The sequence below is a fragment of the Adhaeribacter rhizoryzae genome (assembly GCF_008629685.1).
Classification (GTDB): Bacteria; Bacteroidota; Bacteroidia; order Cytophagales; family Hymenobacteraceae; genus Adhaeribacter; species Adhaeribacter rhizoryzae.
Genome location: NZ_VWSF01000007.1, coordinates 124,441 through 141,650 on the forward strand (window position 1 = coordinate 124,441; position 17,210 = coordinate 141,650).

At 43.4% G+C, this 17,210-nt stretch carries 15 protein-coding genes; 3 read left to right on the forward strand and 12 right to left on the reverse strand.

Annotated elements, in window-relative coordinates; all coding sequences use genetic code 11:
* Positions 1 to 237: 237 nt before the first annotated feature.
* The 11 genes from F0145_RS11315 to F0145_RS11365 form a co-directional block, all read right to left on the reverse strand.
* A complete protein-coding gene (locus tag F0145_RS11315; protein WP_150088517.1) occupies positions 238 to 699 on the reverse strand; it encodes a hypothetical protein in 462 nt (153 codons plus the stop codon).
* A gap of 35 nt (positions 700 to 734) precedes the next feature.
* Positions 735 to 1,229: a DUF4385 domain-containing protein gene (locus tag F0145_RS11320; RefSeq protein WP_150088518.1), complete on the reverse strand. Its 495-nt coding sequence runs from the start codon at positions 1,227 to 1,229 to the stop codon at positions 735 to 737.
* A 472-nt stretch (positions 1,230 to 1,701) separates the two neighbouring features.
* Positions 1,702 to 3,318, reverse strand: coding sequence for an Ig-like domain-containing domain (locus tag F0145_RS11325; protein WP_150088519.1), 1,617 nt, complete (start codon positions 3,316 to 3,318; stop codon positions 1,702 to 1,704).
* 115 nt (positions 3,319 to 3,433) lie between these two features.
* Positions 3,434 to 4,324: a class I SAM-dependent methyltransferase gene (locus F0145_RS11330; protein WP_150088520.1), complete on the reverse strand. Its 891-nt coding sequence runs from the start codon at positions 4,322 to 4,324 to the stop codon at positions 3,434 to 3,436.
* 2 nt (positions 4,325 to 4,326) lie between these two features.
* Entirely contained in the window at positions 4,327 to 6,189 is a 1,863-nt protein-coding gene (gene mnmG, locus F0145_RS11335; RefSeq protein ID WP_150088521.1) for a tRNA uridine-5-carboxymethylaminomethyl(34) synthesis enzyme MnmG, read from the reverse strand.
* Between the two features lie 60 nt (positions 6,190 to 6,249).
* Positions 6,250 to 6,681, reverse strand: a complete 432-nt coding sequence (gene ybeY, locus F0145_RS11340; RefSeq protein ID WP_150088522.1) for an rRNA maturation RNase YbeY — start codon at positions 6,679 to 6,681, stop codon at positions 6,250 to 6,252.
* Positions 6,674 to 7,084, reverse strand: coding sequence for an ATP-binding protein (locus F0145_RS11345; RefSeq protein WP_150088523.1), 411 nt, complete (start codon positions 7,082 to 7,084; stop codon positions 6,674 to 6,676). Before F0145_RS11345 ends, ybeY begins: the two co-directional genes overlap by 8 nt.
* A 33-nt stretch (positions 7,085 to 7,117) precedes the next feature.
* On the reverse strand, positions 7,118 to 10,543 hold the full coding sequence (locus F0145_RS11350; RefSeq protein WP_150088524.1) for a DUF4175 family protein: 3,426 nt from the start codon (positions 10,541 to 10,543) through the stop codon (positions 7,118 to 7,120).
* Between the two features lie 158 nt (positions 10,544 to 10,701).
* Positions 10,702 to 11,463, reverse strand: coding sequence for an exodeoxyribonuclease III (locus tag F0145_RS11355; RefSeq protein ID WP_150088525.1), 762 nt, complete (start codon positions 11,461 to 11,463; stop codon positions 10,702 to 10,704).
* 4 nt (positions 11,464 to 11,467) lie between these two features.
* Complete coding sequence (locus F0145_RS11360; protein WP_150088526.1) at positions 11,468 to 11,815, reverse strand: hypothetical protein; 348 nt, start codon at positions 11,813 to 11,815, stop codon at positions 11,468 to 11,470.
* 9 nt (positions 11,816 to 11,824) lie between these two features.
* Positions 11,825 to 12,166 carry a carboxymuconolactone decarboxylase family protein gene (locus F0145_RS11365; protein WP_150088527.1) on the reverse strand — a complete coding sequence of 114 codons (342 nt, stop codon included), beginning with the start codon at positions 12,164 to 12,166 and terminating at the stop codon, positions 11,825 to 11,827.
* A gap of 71 nt (positions 12,167 to 12,237) precedes the next feature.
* Between F0145_RS11365 and F0145_RS11370 the strand changes: the two genes are divergently transcribed.
* The 3 genes from F0145_RS11370 to F0145_RS11380 all read left to right on the forward strand — a co-directional run bounded on the left by F0145_RS11370 (position 12,238) and on the right by F0145_RS11380 (position 15,789).
* Positions 12,238 to 12,942 carry a ComF family protein gene (locus F0145_RS11370; RefSeq protein ID WP_150088528.1) on the forward strand — a complete coding sequence of 235 codons (705 nt, stop codon included), beginning with the start codon at positions 12,238 to 12,240 and terminating at the stop codon, positions 12,940 to 12,942.
* 781 nt (positions 12,943 to 13,723) lie between these two features.
* Positions 13,724 to 15,040 carry a family 1 glycosylhydrolase gene (locus F0145_RS11375; RefSeq protein ID WP_223815983.1) on the forward strand — a complete coding sequence of 439 codons (1,317 nt, stop codon included), beginning with the start codon at positions 13,724 to 13,726 and terminating at the stop codon, positions 15,038 to 15,040.
* A gap of 11 nt (positions 15,041 to 15,051) precedes the next feature.
* On the forward strand, positions 15,052 to 15,789 hold the full coding sequence (locus tag F0145_RS11380) for an SDR family NAD(P)-dependent oxidoreductase (protein WP_150088529.1): 738 nt from the start codon (positions 15,052 to 15,054) through the stop codon (positions 15,787 to 15,789).
* Positions 15,790 to 15,944: 155 nt separating this feature from the next.
* On the opposite strand, the gene gldJ is transcribed toward F0145_RS11380, so the two are convergent.
* The gene (gene gldJ, locus F0145_RS11385) at positions 15,945 to 17,198 is read right to left on the reverse strand and encodes a gliding motility lipoprotein GldJ (protein WP_150088530.1); all 1,254 of its coding nucleotides are present in this window, start codon (positions 17,196 to 17,198) and stop codon (positions 15,945 to 15,947) included.
* Between the last annotated feature and the right edge of the window lie 12 nt (positions 17,199 to 17,210).

Below are 17,210 nucleotides of genomic sequence, written 5' to 3' on the forward strand. Positions count from 1 at the left end.
TAAAACATACCAAACCTGTATAAAAAAAGCGGCTGATAAAATTATCAGCCGCTTTCTTTTTGGTTCTAATCCAAATATTTATACCGCTATCAAATAGAAAAAGTGCTTAAAAGTGAATTTTGGTCATCCTGAGCTTGTCGAAGGATCTATAACTGCATTGTAAAGTGAAATTAAATGTTTCGACAAGCTCAACAGGACTACAATAATTTTAAGCGTATCAATTAAATAATAATGGTATTATTTTTCGTCGGGCCATTGCACTTCTAAATCGTCGTTAATAAAAACCCCAAAATTAACGGCTAGCAGTTGATCGTCTTCCAAATACAAATCAATCATTTCGCGTTCGTAGCTCAGGCGGGTTTCGCCGGTTTCTAATTTTTCGGTTTCGAACTCGGTTACGCCATTTTGCGCCAGCAGCTCTTTTATTTCTTTGGCCGATAAATCAAATACTCTTTTACCAAATAATATTACATCCGGATTTTCGGTTTGGATGCAGCTCAGACGGTAATCATCTTCGCGGTCGAAGAAAAAAGAATAGCCTTTTTGCCAGTAATTCCAGGCTGTGTGCTCAAATTCATCTTCTTCGTCCGATTCTTCTACTTCTTCCGGATCGCCCATTACATCTTTCACCTGGTCCATGGAGTACCCAAAGCGGATATTACCCATACCGGTACCCAGTTCAATTTCGTTTTCTTTCATGTTTAGTTGGTTTTGAAAATCTATTTTCTGTTTTATTATTTGCCAAATTTAGTTAGATGCTCCTGGGCTAATTGTTTATACAATTCATTATTTTTTGCCTCATCCCATTTTTCTTTAAATATAGCCGCTGACGCGGCTTTTACGGGATCTTCGGTGTTGGGCAATAAATATTTAGCCCGCGCTTTTTTTTCGGCCTCGCGGCTTTCTTCCAGCTGCGGATTTTGCGCATATTTTCGGCCCGACTTATGATTGGCGTAGCGCCGAGCCCGGGTATATCCCATTTGTAAAAATTTGCGCGCCATATCGGCCCCAATAAAGTCCCGCTGTGCCAGGTAATCTAAAAAAAGCCTGTACACCTCGTCCGCGGACTGCCGTGCTATCTCGGGGGTTTTAAACCGCCAGTGCGGCAATATTTCCGACTTGTATGGTTCCACCAGCAACACGCCCTGCTCGCCTTTCCCAATCCGGTATAATTCGGGCGAAGCCCGGAAATTTATTTTTTTAAAATCGAGTGTGTAGTCAAAAGGCATGTTTCTGCATTTTGATTTCTCTATACGGAATACCGGGTTCTAAAAGTTTTTTTCTCTTTTGCCCAAAGTTGTGAACAACTGTAGATCTATTAAATATTTAATTTAAATTTTAAAAAGATCTATCCTCGTTATTAGGGCTGTTCACAAGTTGATAAAGTATTTGGTTTATAAACTAGTTATTATCTTGTTCACAAAGCAGCCACTTATCCTGATTTATCGACACTAATAGTTTAGCTAAGGTATTATTAATCAATCTAATATTTTACTTGTAAACATTTAGACAATTGGCAGGCTGAAAAAGCGGTGGAGTTATGCATATGTTTATAAGGATTGAGAATGTACCGGACTTAATTTTTTTTATTAACCTTTGGGTTGATGAACCAGTGGTTTTAAGGTTTAAGTAGGTTTTTAGGTTTAAAATACCAACAAGGCCAACACATATCCACAGCTATACACACCACTTATCCATAGCCTAAAAACTAAGCAGCGGATCGGGCTCTTTTATCTCAATTTCCCAGTTGGCTTTAATGTCTATGCTGCCCGGATAATAGAATATTTTTTCCGGAATGGTGGTTAAATCGGCGTTTCCGGCGCGCCATTGGCCATTATTGTCTTCGTCTATTTTTACCCGGATGCGGTAGGTATCGGGCGCTAAGCCTTCTAACTGCAATATTTTGGGCGAATCCAGCGTGTACACTATTTCGTTGGCTTTGTTTAGTACTTCTACCCAATAGCGCTTGTATTTGGTCGTTATTTTTCCGCTTAAGCCGCCGGTGTTTACTTTATTTGAGATGGTTAAACGGGTATTTTGTTTCCGGAAGCGATCGCCGGAAACGGGTAGTACTTTGGTGGTATCCAGAATAATTTGCACCGATTTTTTAGCGGTAAGCGGCGTAGCAATGCTCAGGACCGTAGCCGTGGGGTTAAGTTTTAGATCTGCCGGAAAATTTAAAACTTTGCGGTTAACCGAATCCTGAACCAAGGTAAGCGCGCCCTGCGGTTCTACTATTTTTATGGGTACTTTAAAAGTTAAATCCAGCGGCGTATCTTTTGTTAATTCGCTACCCTCTGTTTTTAGCGTATAAGCCTCGCCGGCGCGGGATGCTTTTTTGCCTTCGAAGGCAATATTTAGCGTATCGGAACGGCTGTTGCCGGCACTATCGGTAGCCGAAACCAGGTACTTCCCGCTGGGATTAGGCGCAGTTGGATAAACTGTTATTTTATTACCCCTTTTATCGGAAAGGTATACAAAAGGAGCCGGCGTTTTGGCCAGCTGCAAAATATTAAAAGCGCTTAAGCCTTCGTTGTAGTTAATCTGGTATTCTTCCACAAATTTATTCGACGACTCTACTAAAGGCTTTTTGGTATCGATGCGCACTGTAGTAAGGTTTTGTTCTGGGGTAGCAGACGATACTTTAATGGTGTTGCCCAGGTAGCCTATGCGTTCGTTGTCGTTGTCGTAAATCATGTTGTTGTTGCGGTCCTGATGCGCGTAAATCCGGTATTCACCATCTTTTACATTTTGCAGCTGATAATTGCCTTTGTCATCGGTTTGGGTAAAGTAAAAAGGCTTGTGCTTGCGAATGGTGGTGGTATCGTTAGCGGGGTACAGCACCACGTTGGTTTTGGCTTCGGCGGCATTGCTGTAAAGCTCCCGCACGGTACCCTTCACCTGGCCCGAATCGAGGAAAGTACCGGTACTAAAAGTTAAGCTCAGGTTAGCTGCTTTATTGCCTTCGGTAACATCTTCTACGGCTTCCCGGAAATTAATAAAATAAGTAGTGTTAGGTTCAAAAGGCTTTTCAAATTCCAGCTTCAGGGTATTTTTAGAAACTGTAGTTTCAAAAGTATTATTGGTGTTGGGCGTAATAATTAATTGGCGATTTAAATCTTTTAGCCGAATATTTTCGTCGAACACCAACTGAATGGTTTTGCCGCTTACCTGTAATGATTTACTAACCGGCAGGCTTTCTACCAGCTTAGGGGCTTGTGCATCCTTGGGTCCGCCTTCGGGGGTACCAATGCTGGCGCAGGAATAAATATAAAAGGTTATATAAAGCAGTAAAGCAAGGTTTAAATAGATGCGCATCAGGGGTTAAAAGAATATTTTGGGATTTATAACAAAACGGAGTTTACTGGAAAATATATATAAGCCGCGTATTTCAAAAGTGCTATAAAAAAGTAAATCCTATCTTAAATAGGATTTACTTTTTCTTGGCTACATAAATAAGGCTAGAATAATCGTTGGTTTCTTTGCCGGCGTGGGTGTTAGATTTATAGCCACTCAACAAAGACCGGAAATAATTAGGGCTGCCGTTTTTATATTTTTCACTCAGCAGGCTTACGTAATAAGCATCAAACTTCATGGGCAGGGTTTGTACCAGTTCCATTTTATGCTTTTTCAGAAAGCGTTTCATGGTTTGCTGGTTAAAGTGGTACAAATGCCGGGGCACATCGTAAGCGGCCCAGTTTTCTTTGTACTTCTGCGCGTCTAAAGAATCGGCGTTGGGTACGGCAATTAAAATAAAGCCTTGCGGTTTTAACAAGGCTAATATTTTTTTTGTTGTTTCGTTTAACCCATGAATGTGCTCCAGCACGTGCCAGAGCGTTATCATGTCAAAGGATTCGGGCTCGAACTTCGAAATATCCGCGCCTTCAACTTTATTATAAGTTATTTCATTCGCCTGTTTGCGGGCTACATCGTTGGGCTCGAAGCCAGCTACCTGCCAGCCATTTTTTGCGCATGCCTCCAGAAAATGACCGGTGCCGCAGCCATAATCCAGAATGCGGCCTTTTTGCGGCACAAACTTATTAATTAAAGCCACCTTTTGCCGGAGCGTTATAGACCGTACTACCTGGTAGGCTTTATTGGTTAAGCCGTTGCTGGTATTACTATGCGAAATATATTCTTCCGAAGCATAATACCGGCCAATGCTGGCTTCGTCGGGTCGCGGGTTGGTAAATTTAAAAGAGCAGTTTTCGCACTGAACAATTACAAAACTTTCTTTAGAAACGGCATTATCCGTAACCACCATAAAGTTTTTAAAAGCTTCTTTATTGCAGATCGGGCATTGCTCCAGGCGTTCGTATTGCATTTTTATTTGCCGAGGTAAACCATTAAGATTGAAATATCGGCCGGCGATACCCCACTAATGCGGGAAGCCTGGCCAATGGTTTCGGGATTTATTTTAATTAATTTTTCGCGGGCTTCTTTCGACAGCGCCGGCATACTTTTATAATCGAGGCGTTCCTTAATTACATAGTTTTCCAGCTCTTCCATTTTAGCTGCCTGCTGATTTTCTTTCTGAATATAATGCTCGTACTTAATCGCAATAGAAGCTTGTTCGATGCTATCGGGCACGTATTTACTCAGGTAATGATCTAGCACCGGTACTGCCTGCGTTAAATGGCTAACTTCAATATTAGGTCTTCTGAGTAAATTAGCGGCTTTTGCTTTTTCCGAAATTGGTGCCGAACCTAAAGCTAACAAGGTTTCATTAACTTCTTCCGGTTCTACGGCTTTATTATTCAGGTAAGCGATTACTTCTTTGGTTTCCGATATTTTTTTCTCTACTTTTTCTAAGCGCTCCTGGCTGGCCAAACCTAATTTGTAGCCCAGCGGTGTTAAGCGAATATCAGCATTATCCTGGCGTAGCAAAATCCGGTGTTCAGCGCGAGAAGTAAACATGCGGTAAGGCTCTTCGGTACCTTTGTTTACCAAATCGTCTATTAACACGCCAATGTAAGCTTCGGAGCGTTTCAGCACAAAAGGCTCTTTTTCGTGTACTTTGTTATGCGCATTTATACCAGCCATTAATCCCTGGCAAGCAGCTTCCTCGTAACCAGTAGTACCATTTATCTGGCCGGCAAAGTATAGGTTTTCTACCACTTTGGTTTCCAGCGTTAAATTTAACTGCGTGGGCGGGAAGAAATCATACTCGATGGCATAACCCGGCCGGAACATTTTGGCGTTTTCGAAACCGGCAATTTTGCGCAAAGCTTTAAACTGCACATTTTCGGGCAAAGAACTGGAGAAACCATTTACGTATATTTCAACCGTATTCCAGCCTTCTGGCTCTACAAATATCTGGTGCCGGTCTTTATCGGCGAACCGGTTAATTTTATCTTCTATAGAAGGACAGTAACGTGGACCTAAGCCTTGAATACGACCTTTAAACATGGGCGATTGCTCGAACCCGGTTTTTAATATTTCGTGTACTTCGGTGCTGGTATAAGTAATGTAACAGCTTCTTTGTTTTGTTAGCGGTTGGGTATCGGTGTAAGAGAATTTAGAAGGATTTTCGTCGCCGCGTTGCTCTTCCATGCGGCTGTAATCCAAGGAACGGCCATCTACCCGCGGAGGCGTACCGGTTTTCATGCGACCGCTTTCGAAACCTAATTGTATTAATTGCTCGGTAATACCAGTAGCGGCTCTTTCGGCTGCCCGGCCACCACCAAATTGCTTTTCGCCAATGTGGATAACCCCATTCAGGAAAGTACCATTTGTAAGCACTACGGCTTTGGACTTAATTTCCAGGCCCATTCTGGTTCTTACACCTGCTACTTTTCCACGTGAAACTAACAAGTTATCCACCATATCCTGCCAGAAGTCCAGGTTTTCGGACTGTTCTAAAGTCAGGCGCCATTCCTCGGCAAAACGCATCCGGTCGCTTTGCGCGCGCGGGCTCCACATAGCTGGTCCTTTCGAAAGGTTCAGCATCCGAAACTGGATCATGGTTTTATCGGTCACAATGCCGCTCATGCCACCTAACGCATCAACTTCGCGTACAATCTGGCCTTTGGCTACACCACCCATTGCCGGGTTGCACGACATTTGCGCAATGGTGTTCATGTTCATGGTAATTAATAATACCTTCGAACCCATTTTGGCCGCCGCCGCCGCTGCTTCGCAACCGGCATGGCCGGCGCCAACTACAATAATATCGTATTCTGGAAACATTTTTATTTATATAGGCTTAACCCCAAACACAGCTGGGTTAAATTATAATTCCGATTAAAGCTAAAATTTTCGCAAAGATAAGCAATTATCTTCGGCTGTGCGCATAAGCTGCTTTAATTCAGGGTCCTTATCGTCGTAGCCTAATAAATGGAGTACGCCGTGGGCCATTACCCGGTGCAACTCGTCTAAGAAAGGAATATTCAGGTTAGCGGCATTTTCTTTTACCCGATCGATGCTAATAAAAATATCACTTTCAATAATTTCCGGTTCATCGGCATTATTAAAAGTGATAATATCAGTGTAAGTATCGTGGTCCAGGTATTCCTGGTTTATTTCTAATAGGTATTCGTCGGAACAAAAAACATAAGTAAGATTTTCGAGCCGGAAGTGATGGTTTTCTATAATAGCAGCTAACCATGCTGCTACGGGTTCCTGATCCGGAAGCGTAAAATCTACCTCTTCCGAAACGAACTCGATTAATTCATCAGGCATTATTATTAATAAAGAAAGTTAATTCTACTTTCCGGCCATCGTTCGAAAATTCTACTTCGTCGCTCAGGTTGCGCATTAAAAATATGCCGCGGCCGCCTGGGTTTTCAATATTTTCTGGTGCGGTTGGGTCCGATAAGGAATTATAGTCAAAACCCCGGCCCTCGTCTTCTACTTCAAAGCGTAAGCGATCGTCTTCTACAAACAAAGAAAGCAAAACGTTTTTATCTTTATCAAATTTATTGCCATGGCGAATAGCATTGTTGACCGACTCTGTTACTGCCACCATAATATTGCCATAGATGTCATCCTCAATATTAAATTTCTCTTTCGAGTTGTCGATGAAGCTTTCCACAACCCGAATGTTTTCAATTAATGAAGGAATCTGAATTTTTAATTGATTCATAGTTTTTATAAAATTTCGCTTATCGTCAATGGTTTACTTACCCATCTTCTGAAAATATTCATTTACCTCTTGTTTATAATAAGGCGACAAAGCCGGCGAAACGGTTTTAAGCAATTCCGTTTGCTTTTGTTTTGTCTTCAAATATTTTTCAAACGACGGGGGCATCGTACGTGTTTTTTCGGATGCCGTCTGTGCCTCCCGTTTATCGTCTAAGTCCCGCTCACGCGCAGATTTCTCTGCATCGAGCAAACGGGTAAGTATTTCACGCTGCCGCATTATAGTTTGCTCGGTAAGTCGTTTATTAACGAGATCGGTTTCGGTTTGTTCCATCATTTTGCGCAAATTATCCATATTGCCGCCGTCACCTGGTTTGTCGCCGTCCTGTTTCCCGCCTTGTTGCTGTTGTTTCTCCAACTCCCTTAAAGCATTTCGCAGCATTTGCTGTTCGGCCGCCAATTTAGCTAATTCTTCTGATAGTGCCTTACCCGATTTATTTCCTTTTTGCAATTCCTGTATTTTCTGGTTTAAGGCATCCTGCATATCGCCCATGTTGCCGGGCTGCGGCTTGCCTTTTTGCTTGCCTTTACCCTGGCCCGGTTTGGCCATAGCCATGGCCATTTGCTGCTGCATTTGCTTTAAAGCATCGTTCAACATCAAGGCCAGGTTGTTAATCGAGGTCATGGTGAGCTGTTGGTAGCCGGTAATTTTACCTACGTTGCGTTCTTTTATCTGGCTTAAGCTTTGCGCAATATTATCGTTCATGGCCCCTACTTCGCGGGTTACAAAGCTTTGGATCTGAAACACCTTTTTCGCCAAAGACAATAAACTGTCTTCAATAATTTTGGCGTCGTCTTTTAATTTTAGCTGCTGCTGGCCCAAGGTTATAAAACGCGGATCGCTCTGGCTTACGCCTCTAAACGATTTCATTAATTCTTCCTGGTCGAAAGAAAGCGTAATTAAGTTTTCCAGAATATCGCGCAAATGATCCAGGTTTTGTTGGGCTTGTTCCATTTCGGCGCTGCTCATTTTTTGCTGCATTTGTTTGGCCATTTCCTGCATTTTCTGGGCAGCATTTTTCTGCGACTGGCTGGCTTTTTTATTCTGTTCTTTTTGTAATTGCTCCTGGCTTTTATTTAATTCTTGTTCAATCTGTTCTTGCTGCGGTTCAGTTTGCTCCATTTGGTGCTGCTGTTCCATTTGCTTATCCAGCTCTTTCAGTTCTTCTATATCTTTTTTGATATCTTCGAACTGCTCTTTTATTTTCTCTTGCTCCTTCAGCAATTCTTCCTGCCGCTCTTCTTTAGATTGCTTTTGGTCTTGCTTCGATTCTTTTTGCTGTTCTTCGGAGCCTTCTTTCCGCTGATTTTGCTTTTCTTCTTTAGAATCAGCTTTTTTATCTTCGGTTTTCTCGGCTAATTTTTCTTCTTGTTTAGCCAGTTCTTCCAGTTGCTTGGTAGTATTTTCGAGTTTGGTTTCGAATTGCAGTTGCTTGAATAATTCTAAAGTACGCTCCAGTTCTTTTTCCAAGTTGTTTTCTTTGTTATTCATTTTCTCCAGCAAGCGTTGCAATTCGCGCTCGTTGGGTTGTTGTTGCTGCAATAATTTTTCTAGCTCCTGGTAAAGCTTTTTCGTTTCTTCGTCGAGCAAATCGTTCATGAGTTGCTGCAGCTGTTTGGCTTTTTCCATTAGCTGCGGACTTTTCTGGTCGAAGCGATCTTGTTGCTTATTAAGCTGCTCATACAATTGCTTCATGGCTTCCACGTCCTGCTCCAGTTGCTTTTTCTTATCCAGCAAATTTTCCAGTTGCTTTTTGTCCTGCCAGTTCAGGTTATCTTTGGTTTTTAGCTTTTCGTCGGCTTTCTGTAATTCCTGCCGCAGTTGCTGCGATTTTTCTACCGATTTGCTTAACTGGCTCTGAATAGATTTGGCGTTAGAAGCAGCCTCTCTTTCCAGGTCGGCGCGGGTTGGTACTTTAAAATCGAACAAACGGGTGCGCGAACTTTTAGAACCGTGTACGCCATCGTTATCCCAAACCTGTACAAAATATTCGAGCCGGTCGCCGGGCTGCAAACTCAAATTATTTAAATTCCACTGGTGGTAATAAGTCTGGCTCAGTTGGTTTCGATCGAAGTTTAACGGAACCGCCTTATAGCCGGTACTTTTTTTAGTGTTGTCGTTGGTAACACGGTAGTGCAAATTAAGCCGGGTCAGGCCGTAATCATCCGATACGCTGCCGCCCAGTACCAGATAAGCGTAAGTAGCCGTATCGCGGAAATTCTCTACCGAAATATCGGGATGCCGATCCGGAATACTGCTGATTAAAAAGTTCATTTGCTCTTTGTTCTGGCTGTATTTATTCCGGAGGTTAATTGAATATTCCTGGGTGGCATCTATGCGCTTGGTAACTTTAAAAACATCGGCTTCCTGCACGGCCGCTAAAGTTTGTTTAGGCTGATCAAAGTTCAAAGCCAGTTGCTCGGTTGCCGTGGCTTTAAAATTCCAGCGGAGCGTGCTGCCTTCCGGCACCGTTACGTTACCGGTGTTATGAATAGTTTCGGCTTCCTTGCGCAAATAAGCCGGGTAAGTTACATCAATCGAAAAATTAGTGAGGTTAGGCCGCGCCAAAACATTTAACCGGTATTCTTCCGAAAAAAAGCCGCCGCCGGCTAACTGAAAATCTATCGGCCGTTGTAGTTTCTGGAAAGTAAAGCTGTAAGTACCGTCTTTCTGCTGGGTAAGTTTTTGCTCCCGGCCATTGTATAGCAGGGTTACTTCGTTAGGAATGGTTTTGCCTTCGAGCTTTACATTTAAGGTATAATCTTCTTCCTGAAAAGCCTGTAAGTTTTTATTCTGAATTTCGAAAGTAAACGGCGCTGCCGGCGCGTAATGCCGCTTGTAATGAATAATGCGTTCGGTACCCTGCACAAATAAACTGGGGTAAATAAGCGCAATGCCCAGCATAAAAGCCATTGGAATCAACACATATTTCAGCAGCGGTTTATTTTCGGTAAGGCGAATGCTCTCGGCAAAATGATAAGCCGATAACTGCTGCGACTTTTGGTTAATACTGGCTGCTATCAGATCATTGCCGGTAGTAACAGCCTGTAACTGAATGGTATTTAACAGCCGGTCTTTAATATCGGGGTAATAATTACCCACCTGCCGGGCGGCCTGCTCGTCGGTTAATAATTTTCTCAGGTTTATAAAAGCTGCCAATGGCGCCATAATCCAGCGCAAAAATGCATATAAACACAAGCCTAAAAACGAGAAGAATAAAAACGCCCGCACGTAATACGGAAAGTAAAAGAAATATTCGAGCAGGTTATAAAGCAGGAAGAATGTTAAGATTAAGCCGCCCGAAAATATAATGCCCTTAATTAATAAGTTTAAATAAAACTTTTTCTTGAACTCCTGCAGTTGGTGCAGTACCGCCTGCATGGCTGAATGTTGAGGTGCCATAATTATATATTTAAGGGAGGCGTTAACTTATACTAAGATAATCCGGGAAGGTAATTCCTGGGTGATAATTATTATCTACGTAAGATAATGAATTATATTATTTATTTAAATTTTATACTATAAAACGGTAGTTAGCAGGTAAATGATATATAATTTTTCTAACTAATTTCAACTAAAACCGGGCAATGATCCGAATGTTTAGCTTCGGGTAAAATAGCCGCGCGTTTTAATTTTTCCTGTAAGTTCTCGGTTACTACGGCATAATCAATCCGCCAACCCAAATTCTTGCCGCGGGCGCCGGCGCGGTAACTCCACCAGGTATAATTATGCGGTTCGGTGTTCAGGTGCCGGAACGAATCGATGTAACCATGCGACAGGAAATGGGTAAACCAACTGCGCTCTTCGGGTAAAAAGCCGGAGCTGTTGGCATTAGACTTTGGGTTATGAATATCGATGGCCTGGTGGCAAATATTATAATCGCCGCAAATAACCAACCCGGGTACTTGTTGCCGTACTTCCTGTACGTATTGCAGAAAAAAATCGAGCCAGCGCATTTTAAAAGCCTGCCGCTCGTCGCCGCTGGAGCCCGAAGGCATGTACACGTTTAATACCGAATATTCCGGAAAGTCGAGGCGCAGCACACGACCCTCGCAATCGTAAAGATTATTGCCGCAGCCCACGGTAGCGGCAATGGGTTTTTGTTTGGTAAAGGTGGCTACCCCACTGTAGCCTTTTTTTATGGCCGGATGAATATAGGCGTGGTAACCCAAGGCTTCAAAAGCAGCTTTATCGAGTTTATCTTCGCAGCATTTAATTTCCTGTAAGCACAATACATCAGGGTTGGCGGCTTGCACCCAATCTAAAAATCCTTTGCTAATAGCCGACCGGATACCATTAACGTTGTAACTAATAATTTTCATAAATCTATTCTTCTCTATCGAAATATTCTAAAATATGCCATTTCAGCATGCGTTCCTGTTCTTTTAGGTTGGCGCTGGGAATGGGTTTTACAGCTTTGTAGTGCGGCCAGCCATCTTCGTCTATTCTATCGAGTTCGTAATAACCCGAAAGGCTAAATAATTTGCAGGTGGCAATGTGCATTAAATCCTGCTTTTGTTCTTTCGTAAATTCACTAATACCCTGGCCTAGTTCCTGTACCCCAATTAAAAATAAAATACCATTTAAATGAAGTTCTTTCCCGAACCGGGCGCGCAGGCTGCGCAATAATTCGAGCCAGCGGGTTTCAAAATCTTCGCTTTTTTCAAATTCCATCAGCGGCAATTAAGCAGTTTTTAGTTCTTCCCAATATTCTACGGCCCGCCTAAAATGCGGAATTACAATTGAACCACCAATAATATTGGCAATGGCAAACACTTCGTAAATTTCTTCATCGGTGAGGCCGCATTCTTTGCACTTACCCAAATGGTATTTAATGCAGTCGTCGCAACGCAAAACCATGGAGCATGCCAATCCCAGCATTTCTTTGGTTTTCACGTCCAGGGCGCCATCCTGGTAAGCATTTGTATCGAGGTTAAAAAAGCGTTTTATTACTTTATTATCCGCGGCCATAATTTTTTCGTTCATCCGGCTGCGATAATCGTTAAACTCCTGTACTTGGTTCATGTATATAAATGTTAATAAAAGTTGAGGTATAACTAAACTATAAAGTTACTCATAAGTTACCTAAACCACCTATGCCGACCGGGTTAAAAAATATCTTCTCCGATTTTCTAACTTTATTATTTCCGGAGTTTTGCCAGGCTTGCGAAAGAACGCTGGCGGCTGGCGAAGATTTGGTATGTACGCATTGCCGCCTGAAACTGCCTTATACCAACGTTCATTTACAGCCACCAGATTTGAACCCGCTTGCAGTAAGGTTTTATGGCAAGTTGCCCATGAAGCACGTGCTGGCATATTTATATTTTAACCGGGCTGGTCGTACACAACGTTTGTTGCACGCACTAAAATATAAGGGTGTACAGGAAGTAGGCGAATTGTTGGGTACTTGGTACGGACACAATTTGCAAGAAAGCGGTTACGCCCATGCCTTTGAATTAATCTTGCCGGTTCCTTTACACCCACGCAAAAGAAGGCAACGCGGCTATAACCAATCCGACAGCTTTGCCCGTGGCTTAGGCAATGCCTTAAGTTGCCCGTGGAGTAACCAGGTACTAAAACGCACCCAATATACTTCTTCGCAAACCCATAAAAGCCGGCCCGAACGTTGGGAAAACGTAGCGGAAGTGTTTAAAGTGATAGACCCAACCATTATTCAGGGTAAAAAGATTTTGCTGGTAGATGATGTAATTACAACTGGTGCCACGTTGGAAGCTTGTGGTTTAACTTTATTGAAAGCTGGTTGTGCTGAGGTGAGTGTTTGCACCATTGCGGCGGCTTAGCTTATTTGCCAGATATAAAGTTTTTCTCTACCGATTGTTTTCTCTCTAAGTTACCTCGTTAAGTTTCCTCTCCATTATAGCGCTTTGTATCATTTACAGCAACTACTAACCGTTCTCTCAGCCCTGAAAGGGCGTTATAACTTAGCACAGGGTGAAGCCCTGTGAAAGAAATAATCTAGCCCTGAATGGGTGAAATATTTTATAGCTAATCCGATTATTACGTATTACGCCCTTACAGGGCTTTAGCCTTAATTATCTTTTATTTATTCCGATGGGCTGCACCCATCGCTAAGTTATAACGCCCCTTTGAGGCTGTTGCTGATACTCTGGTTAGCCGTAGTCTTAAAAGTGTGTTCTCTAACTATCTTTTGTTCAAGAATATCATAAATTCCGGTTTAGCAATGCTGATTGAATATTTCAGCTTTTATACAGCGCTAAAGCATATTCTTTTGAATATAGGTATTTCGTACAACATAACGACTTTAGCTCTGATTGCTGTTGGGGTGATTTTCCAATGTGGCTGTCAGAATAAGTGAAAAAGATATTTGAGGAGAAGGTTTAAGTCGTTCTGCTTCTATTCTTTTAGGTTCTATTCTGGTATGTTTATTAACTCCTGGTTCTTAGTAGATTAAATAGGCAAATTATTATAAATATCGTATGGCTATATACAAACTTTACTAGCTGACACAATTTGCTTTGTTTTAACAGAAAGTGTTTTTATTACCAGGTGCTGGTACTCTTTTAAACGTTCCTGTAATTTCCTTATTAGTCTGAACCCACTATGATGACCAACCAAATAACTCCCGGATTTATGTTTGCTACCGGCATTGAGAACAGCGCGCCGACTATACAAAATGGAAAATACCGGATGGATGAGTTAGAAAAGTGTGGTCACTATACGCATTGGCGAAAAGATTTCGATTTAGTGCAGGAGTTAGGTATAACTTTTCTGCGTTATGGCCCGCCTATTCACCAAACTTTTTTGGGGCCTAATAACTACGATTGGTCTTTTGCCGATGCAACCTTTGCCGAATTATACCACCGCGACCTGGTGCCAATTGTGGATTTGTGTCATTTTGGGGTGCCCGACTGGATAGGGAATTTTCAGAATCCGGATTTTCCGAATTTATTTGCTGGATATGCCCGAGCGTTTGCGGCCCGTTTTCCGTGGGTGCAGCTTTATACGCCGGTAAACGAAATGTATATTTGTGCCCTTTTTTCGGCCAAGTACGGTTGGTGGAATGAACAACTCACTACTGACCAGTCTTACGTAACGGCCCTCAAGCATATTGTAAAAGCCAATGTTCTGGCCATGCGGGCCATTCTGGAAGTGCGGCCCGATGCTATTTTTATACAAAGCGAATCTTCGGAATATTTTCATGCCGAAAATCCCCGGGCTATAGGTCCGGCCGAGATTATGAATGGTAAACGGTTTCTCTCATTAGATTTAAATTATGGGCGGCGAGTAGATTCGGAGATGTACGAATACTTGATGGATAACGGAATGTCCCGGGAAGAATACCATTTCTTTCTGCATAATAAAATGAAGCGCCATTGTATTATGGGCAATGACTATTACGTAACCAACGAACACCGGGTAGCGGCAGATGGCCGCACCTGGGCTGCCGGCGAAATATTCGGCTACCATGTTATCACGTCGCAATATTACAACCGCTACCAGCTACCAATTATGCACACCGAAACCAATCTGAACCAGGGACCTAACGGCGATGAGGCTGTAAACTGGTTAAAAAAACAATGGGCCAATGTGCTCCGGGTGCGCAACGACGGTATGCCTATTCTGGGCTTTACCTGGTATTCTTTAACAGACCAGGTAGATTGGGATTCAGCCTTACGCGAAAACAACGGCCACGTCAATCCGCTGGGTTTATACGATTTAGACCGCAACATCCGGCCGGTAGGTACGGCGTATCATCAATTAATCCGGGATTGGAGCGAAGTGCTGCCCACGCAAAGTATTTGTTTACGGGTACCAGTGGTATTGCCCAAAGAATACGATGAAGAAGTGGGTCTGAAAAATATCCGGCAGGCAAAAGCCCGTAAAGATGCATCTACTAATGCACCGGCTAATTCTTAAATTGTAAGCGCATGAGATTTAAAGATCAGGTAGTTATTGTTACCGGTGGGGCCAGCGGCATAGGCTTAGCTACCGCCAAAAGATTTGCTTCGGAAGGGGCGCGGCTGGTTTTAGCCGATTTTAATCAGCAAAATTTAAAGGCTGCCGAACTGGAAGTAAAAGCCGCCGGGGCCCCGGCCGTTTGGGCCATTCTCTGCGATGTAGCTGCAGAAGAGCAGGTTAAAGCCACGGTTTTAGGAGCTATCGAGCAATTTGGCCGGCTGGATGTAGTTGTAAATAATGCTGGTTTAATGCTCTTTAAACCCATAGAAGACCAGACCGGCGAGGATTGGCTCCGGATACTAACGGTAGATTTACTGGGCGCTTTTTACTTTACCAAATATGCTTTTCGGCACATGGTGGCTGGTGGCCGGATTGTGAATGTTTCCAGCATCCACGCCATTGAAACTACCCCTATGGTCGCCCCCTATGCCGCTGCCAAAGCCGCTTTATTATCTTTTACCCGCTCGTCGGCCATAGAAGGCAAACCCAAAGGCATCCGGGTTAATGCTATATTACCAGGTGCCATCGATACGCCTATGCTCTGGGAGAACCCAAACGTAAAAGCCGGTATCGAAAAAATAGATCGGAGCAACGTAGGGAAACCGGAAGATGTAGCCGCCTCAATTGCTTACCTGGCCTCCGATGATGCCGCCTTTGTGCAGGGAGCTATGCTCCAGGTAGATGGTGGCCGGTCGGATAGACTATAGTTTTTTCCTTAGCCTGGCCGCTATGGTGTTTTTACCCGCAACTTGTTGGCCAGAAGTCGCAGCTACTACACTTATTGAAGTTTTTGGATAAGTTTTAAAACAAAAAAGCCTGAACCAAAAGGCCCAGGCTTTTTAAATATATTATTCTGAATTAATTATCTGTTTGAACCAGTGTTGATCATGGCGCAACGGAAACCAATAGTAGAAGTAGCAGAATCTTGTTTCATGAAACGACGGGTGCCAGGCGATAACCAGTAAGCCACATCTTTCCAGGAACCACCTTTAAACACACGCACTTCGTCGGTAATTAAAGATTGGAAACCTCCTTCAGCACCAGCAGCATAATCCTTTGCTGGGTCGGTGGTACCACCACCACGGCGAACCGGGTTTAAGTCTTCTACATCCTGGAAGGAAAGCGGACGGTAAACATCTTGTACCCACTCGTTTACGTTACCCGCCATGTTGTATAAACCAAAATCGTTTGGCGGATAAGAATAAACGTATTCGGTAATCATCGCACCATCGTTCAGGCTACCGGCAATACCGGCGTAGTCACCGCGGCCGCGTTTAAAGTTAGCCAAAAACTGGCCCTGGCGCTTGCCATAAGGGTTACGTAACTGGTGGCCATCCCAAGGATAAATCCGGCGGTTGGCTTGGTTTTCATCTTCATCTAACTGGGTACCAATCATGGCCTGAGCCGCATATTCCCATTCAGCTTCGGTTGGGAGACGGTAATTTGGCAGCAACATGCCAGACTCAATAGAATTGCCAGCGCCGCCTTCGGCAGGAGCCTCCGCTCCGGCAGCCTGACGTCTTTTGCCAAATATTCCAAATTTACGGCCGCCGCTGCTGCTGCCACCGGAAGCTAATTTTTCATTAACCTTAGCCGAACGCCACAAGCAGTAGTCATTGGCTTGTTCCCAGCTAACTCCAACTACCGGGTAAAAACGGAAACCCGGATAACGCAGGTAATAAAGTTTGTAAGGGTCGTTGAAAGAAAGTTCTCTTTCCCAAACAGTAGTATCGGGCAGCGCCGACCGGTAAAATTCTTCGGCCGAATCTCTTTTTACGAACATTAAATATTCCAGCCAGTGAATATTGGCTACTTCGGTTTCGTCCATGAAAAAAGAGGCAATGGTAACCGTACGCTCGATGTTATCGCGGGTCATGGCTACATCTTCTTCGCTGGAGCCTAAGGTAGTACGACCGCCTTCAATAAATATCAGGCCCGGACCTTCCGGCATATCGGCGTAATCCGCCACCTGGAAACCTTCCTCCTCGTTGTATTCGATACCGGTTTTGGTACTTGCCCGGCCAGGGTCGGTACTGGTGGGATTGCCACGTTTGTTACAGGATGCCATTAGCATTATGCCTGCAGCAGCATAGGTTACGTACTTTAAAAAATTCATAAATATTTATTC

Coding starts and splice junctions, on each gene's coding strand:
- F0145_RS11355 (WP_150088525.1), bottom strand. CDS start 11,463: ATGAAAATTATTAGTTACAACGTTAATGGTATCCGGTCGGCTATTAGC.
- F0145_RS11375 (WP_223815983.1), top strand. CDS start 13,724: ATGATGACCAACCAAATAACTCCCGGATTTATGTTTGCTACCGGCATT.
- F0145_RS11370 (WP_150088528.1), top strand. CDS start 12,238: ATGCCGACCGGGTTAAAAAATATCTTCTCCGATTTTCTAACTTTATTA.
- F0145_RS11325 (WP_150088519.1), bottom strand. CDS start 3,318: ATGCGCATCTATTTAAACCTTGCTTTACTGCTTTATATAACCTTTTAT.
- F0145_RS11345 (WP_150088523.1), bottom strand. CDS start 7,084: ATGAATCAATTAAAAATTCAGATTCCTTCATTAATTGAAAACATTCGG.
- F0145_RS11380 (WP_150088529.1), top strand. CDS start 15,052: ATGAGATTTAAAGATCAGGTAGTTATTGTTACCGGTGGGGCCAGCGGC.
- F0145_RS11360 (WP_150088526.1), bottom strand. CDS start 11,815: ATGGAATTTGAAAAAAGCGAAGATTTTGAAACCCGCTGGCTCGAATTA.
- ybeY (WP_150088522.1), bottom strand. CDS start 6,681: ATGCCTGATGAATTAATCGAGTTCGTTTCGGAAGAGGTAGATTTTACG.
- gldJ (WP_150088530.1), bottom strand. CDS start 17,198: ATGAATTTTTTAAAGTACGTAACCTATGCTGCTGCAGGCATAATGCTA.
- F0145_RS11315 (WP_150088517.1), bottom strand. CDS start 699: ATGAAAGAAAACGAAATTGAACTGGGTACCGGTATGGGTAATATCCGC.
- F0145_RS11365 (WP_150088527.1), bottom strand. CDS start 12,166: ATGAACCAAGTACAGGAGTTTAACGATTATCGCAGCCGGATGAACGAA.
- F0145_RS11320 (WP_150088518.1), bottom strand. CDS start 1,229: ATGCCTTTTGACTACACACTCGATTTTAAAAAAATAAATTTCCGGGCT.
- F0145_RS11330 (WP_150088520.1), bottom strand. CDS start 4,324: ATGCAATACGAACGCCTGGAGCAATGCCCGATCTGCAATAAAGAAGCT.
- F0145_RS11350 (WP_150088524.1), bottom strand. CDS start 10,543: ATGGCACCTCAACATTCAGCCATGCAGGCGGTACTGCACCAACTGCAG.
- mnmG (WP_150088521.1), bottom strand. CDS start 6,189: ATGTTTCCAGAATACGATATTATTGTAGTTGGCGCCGGCCATGCCGGT.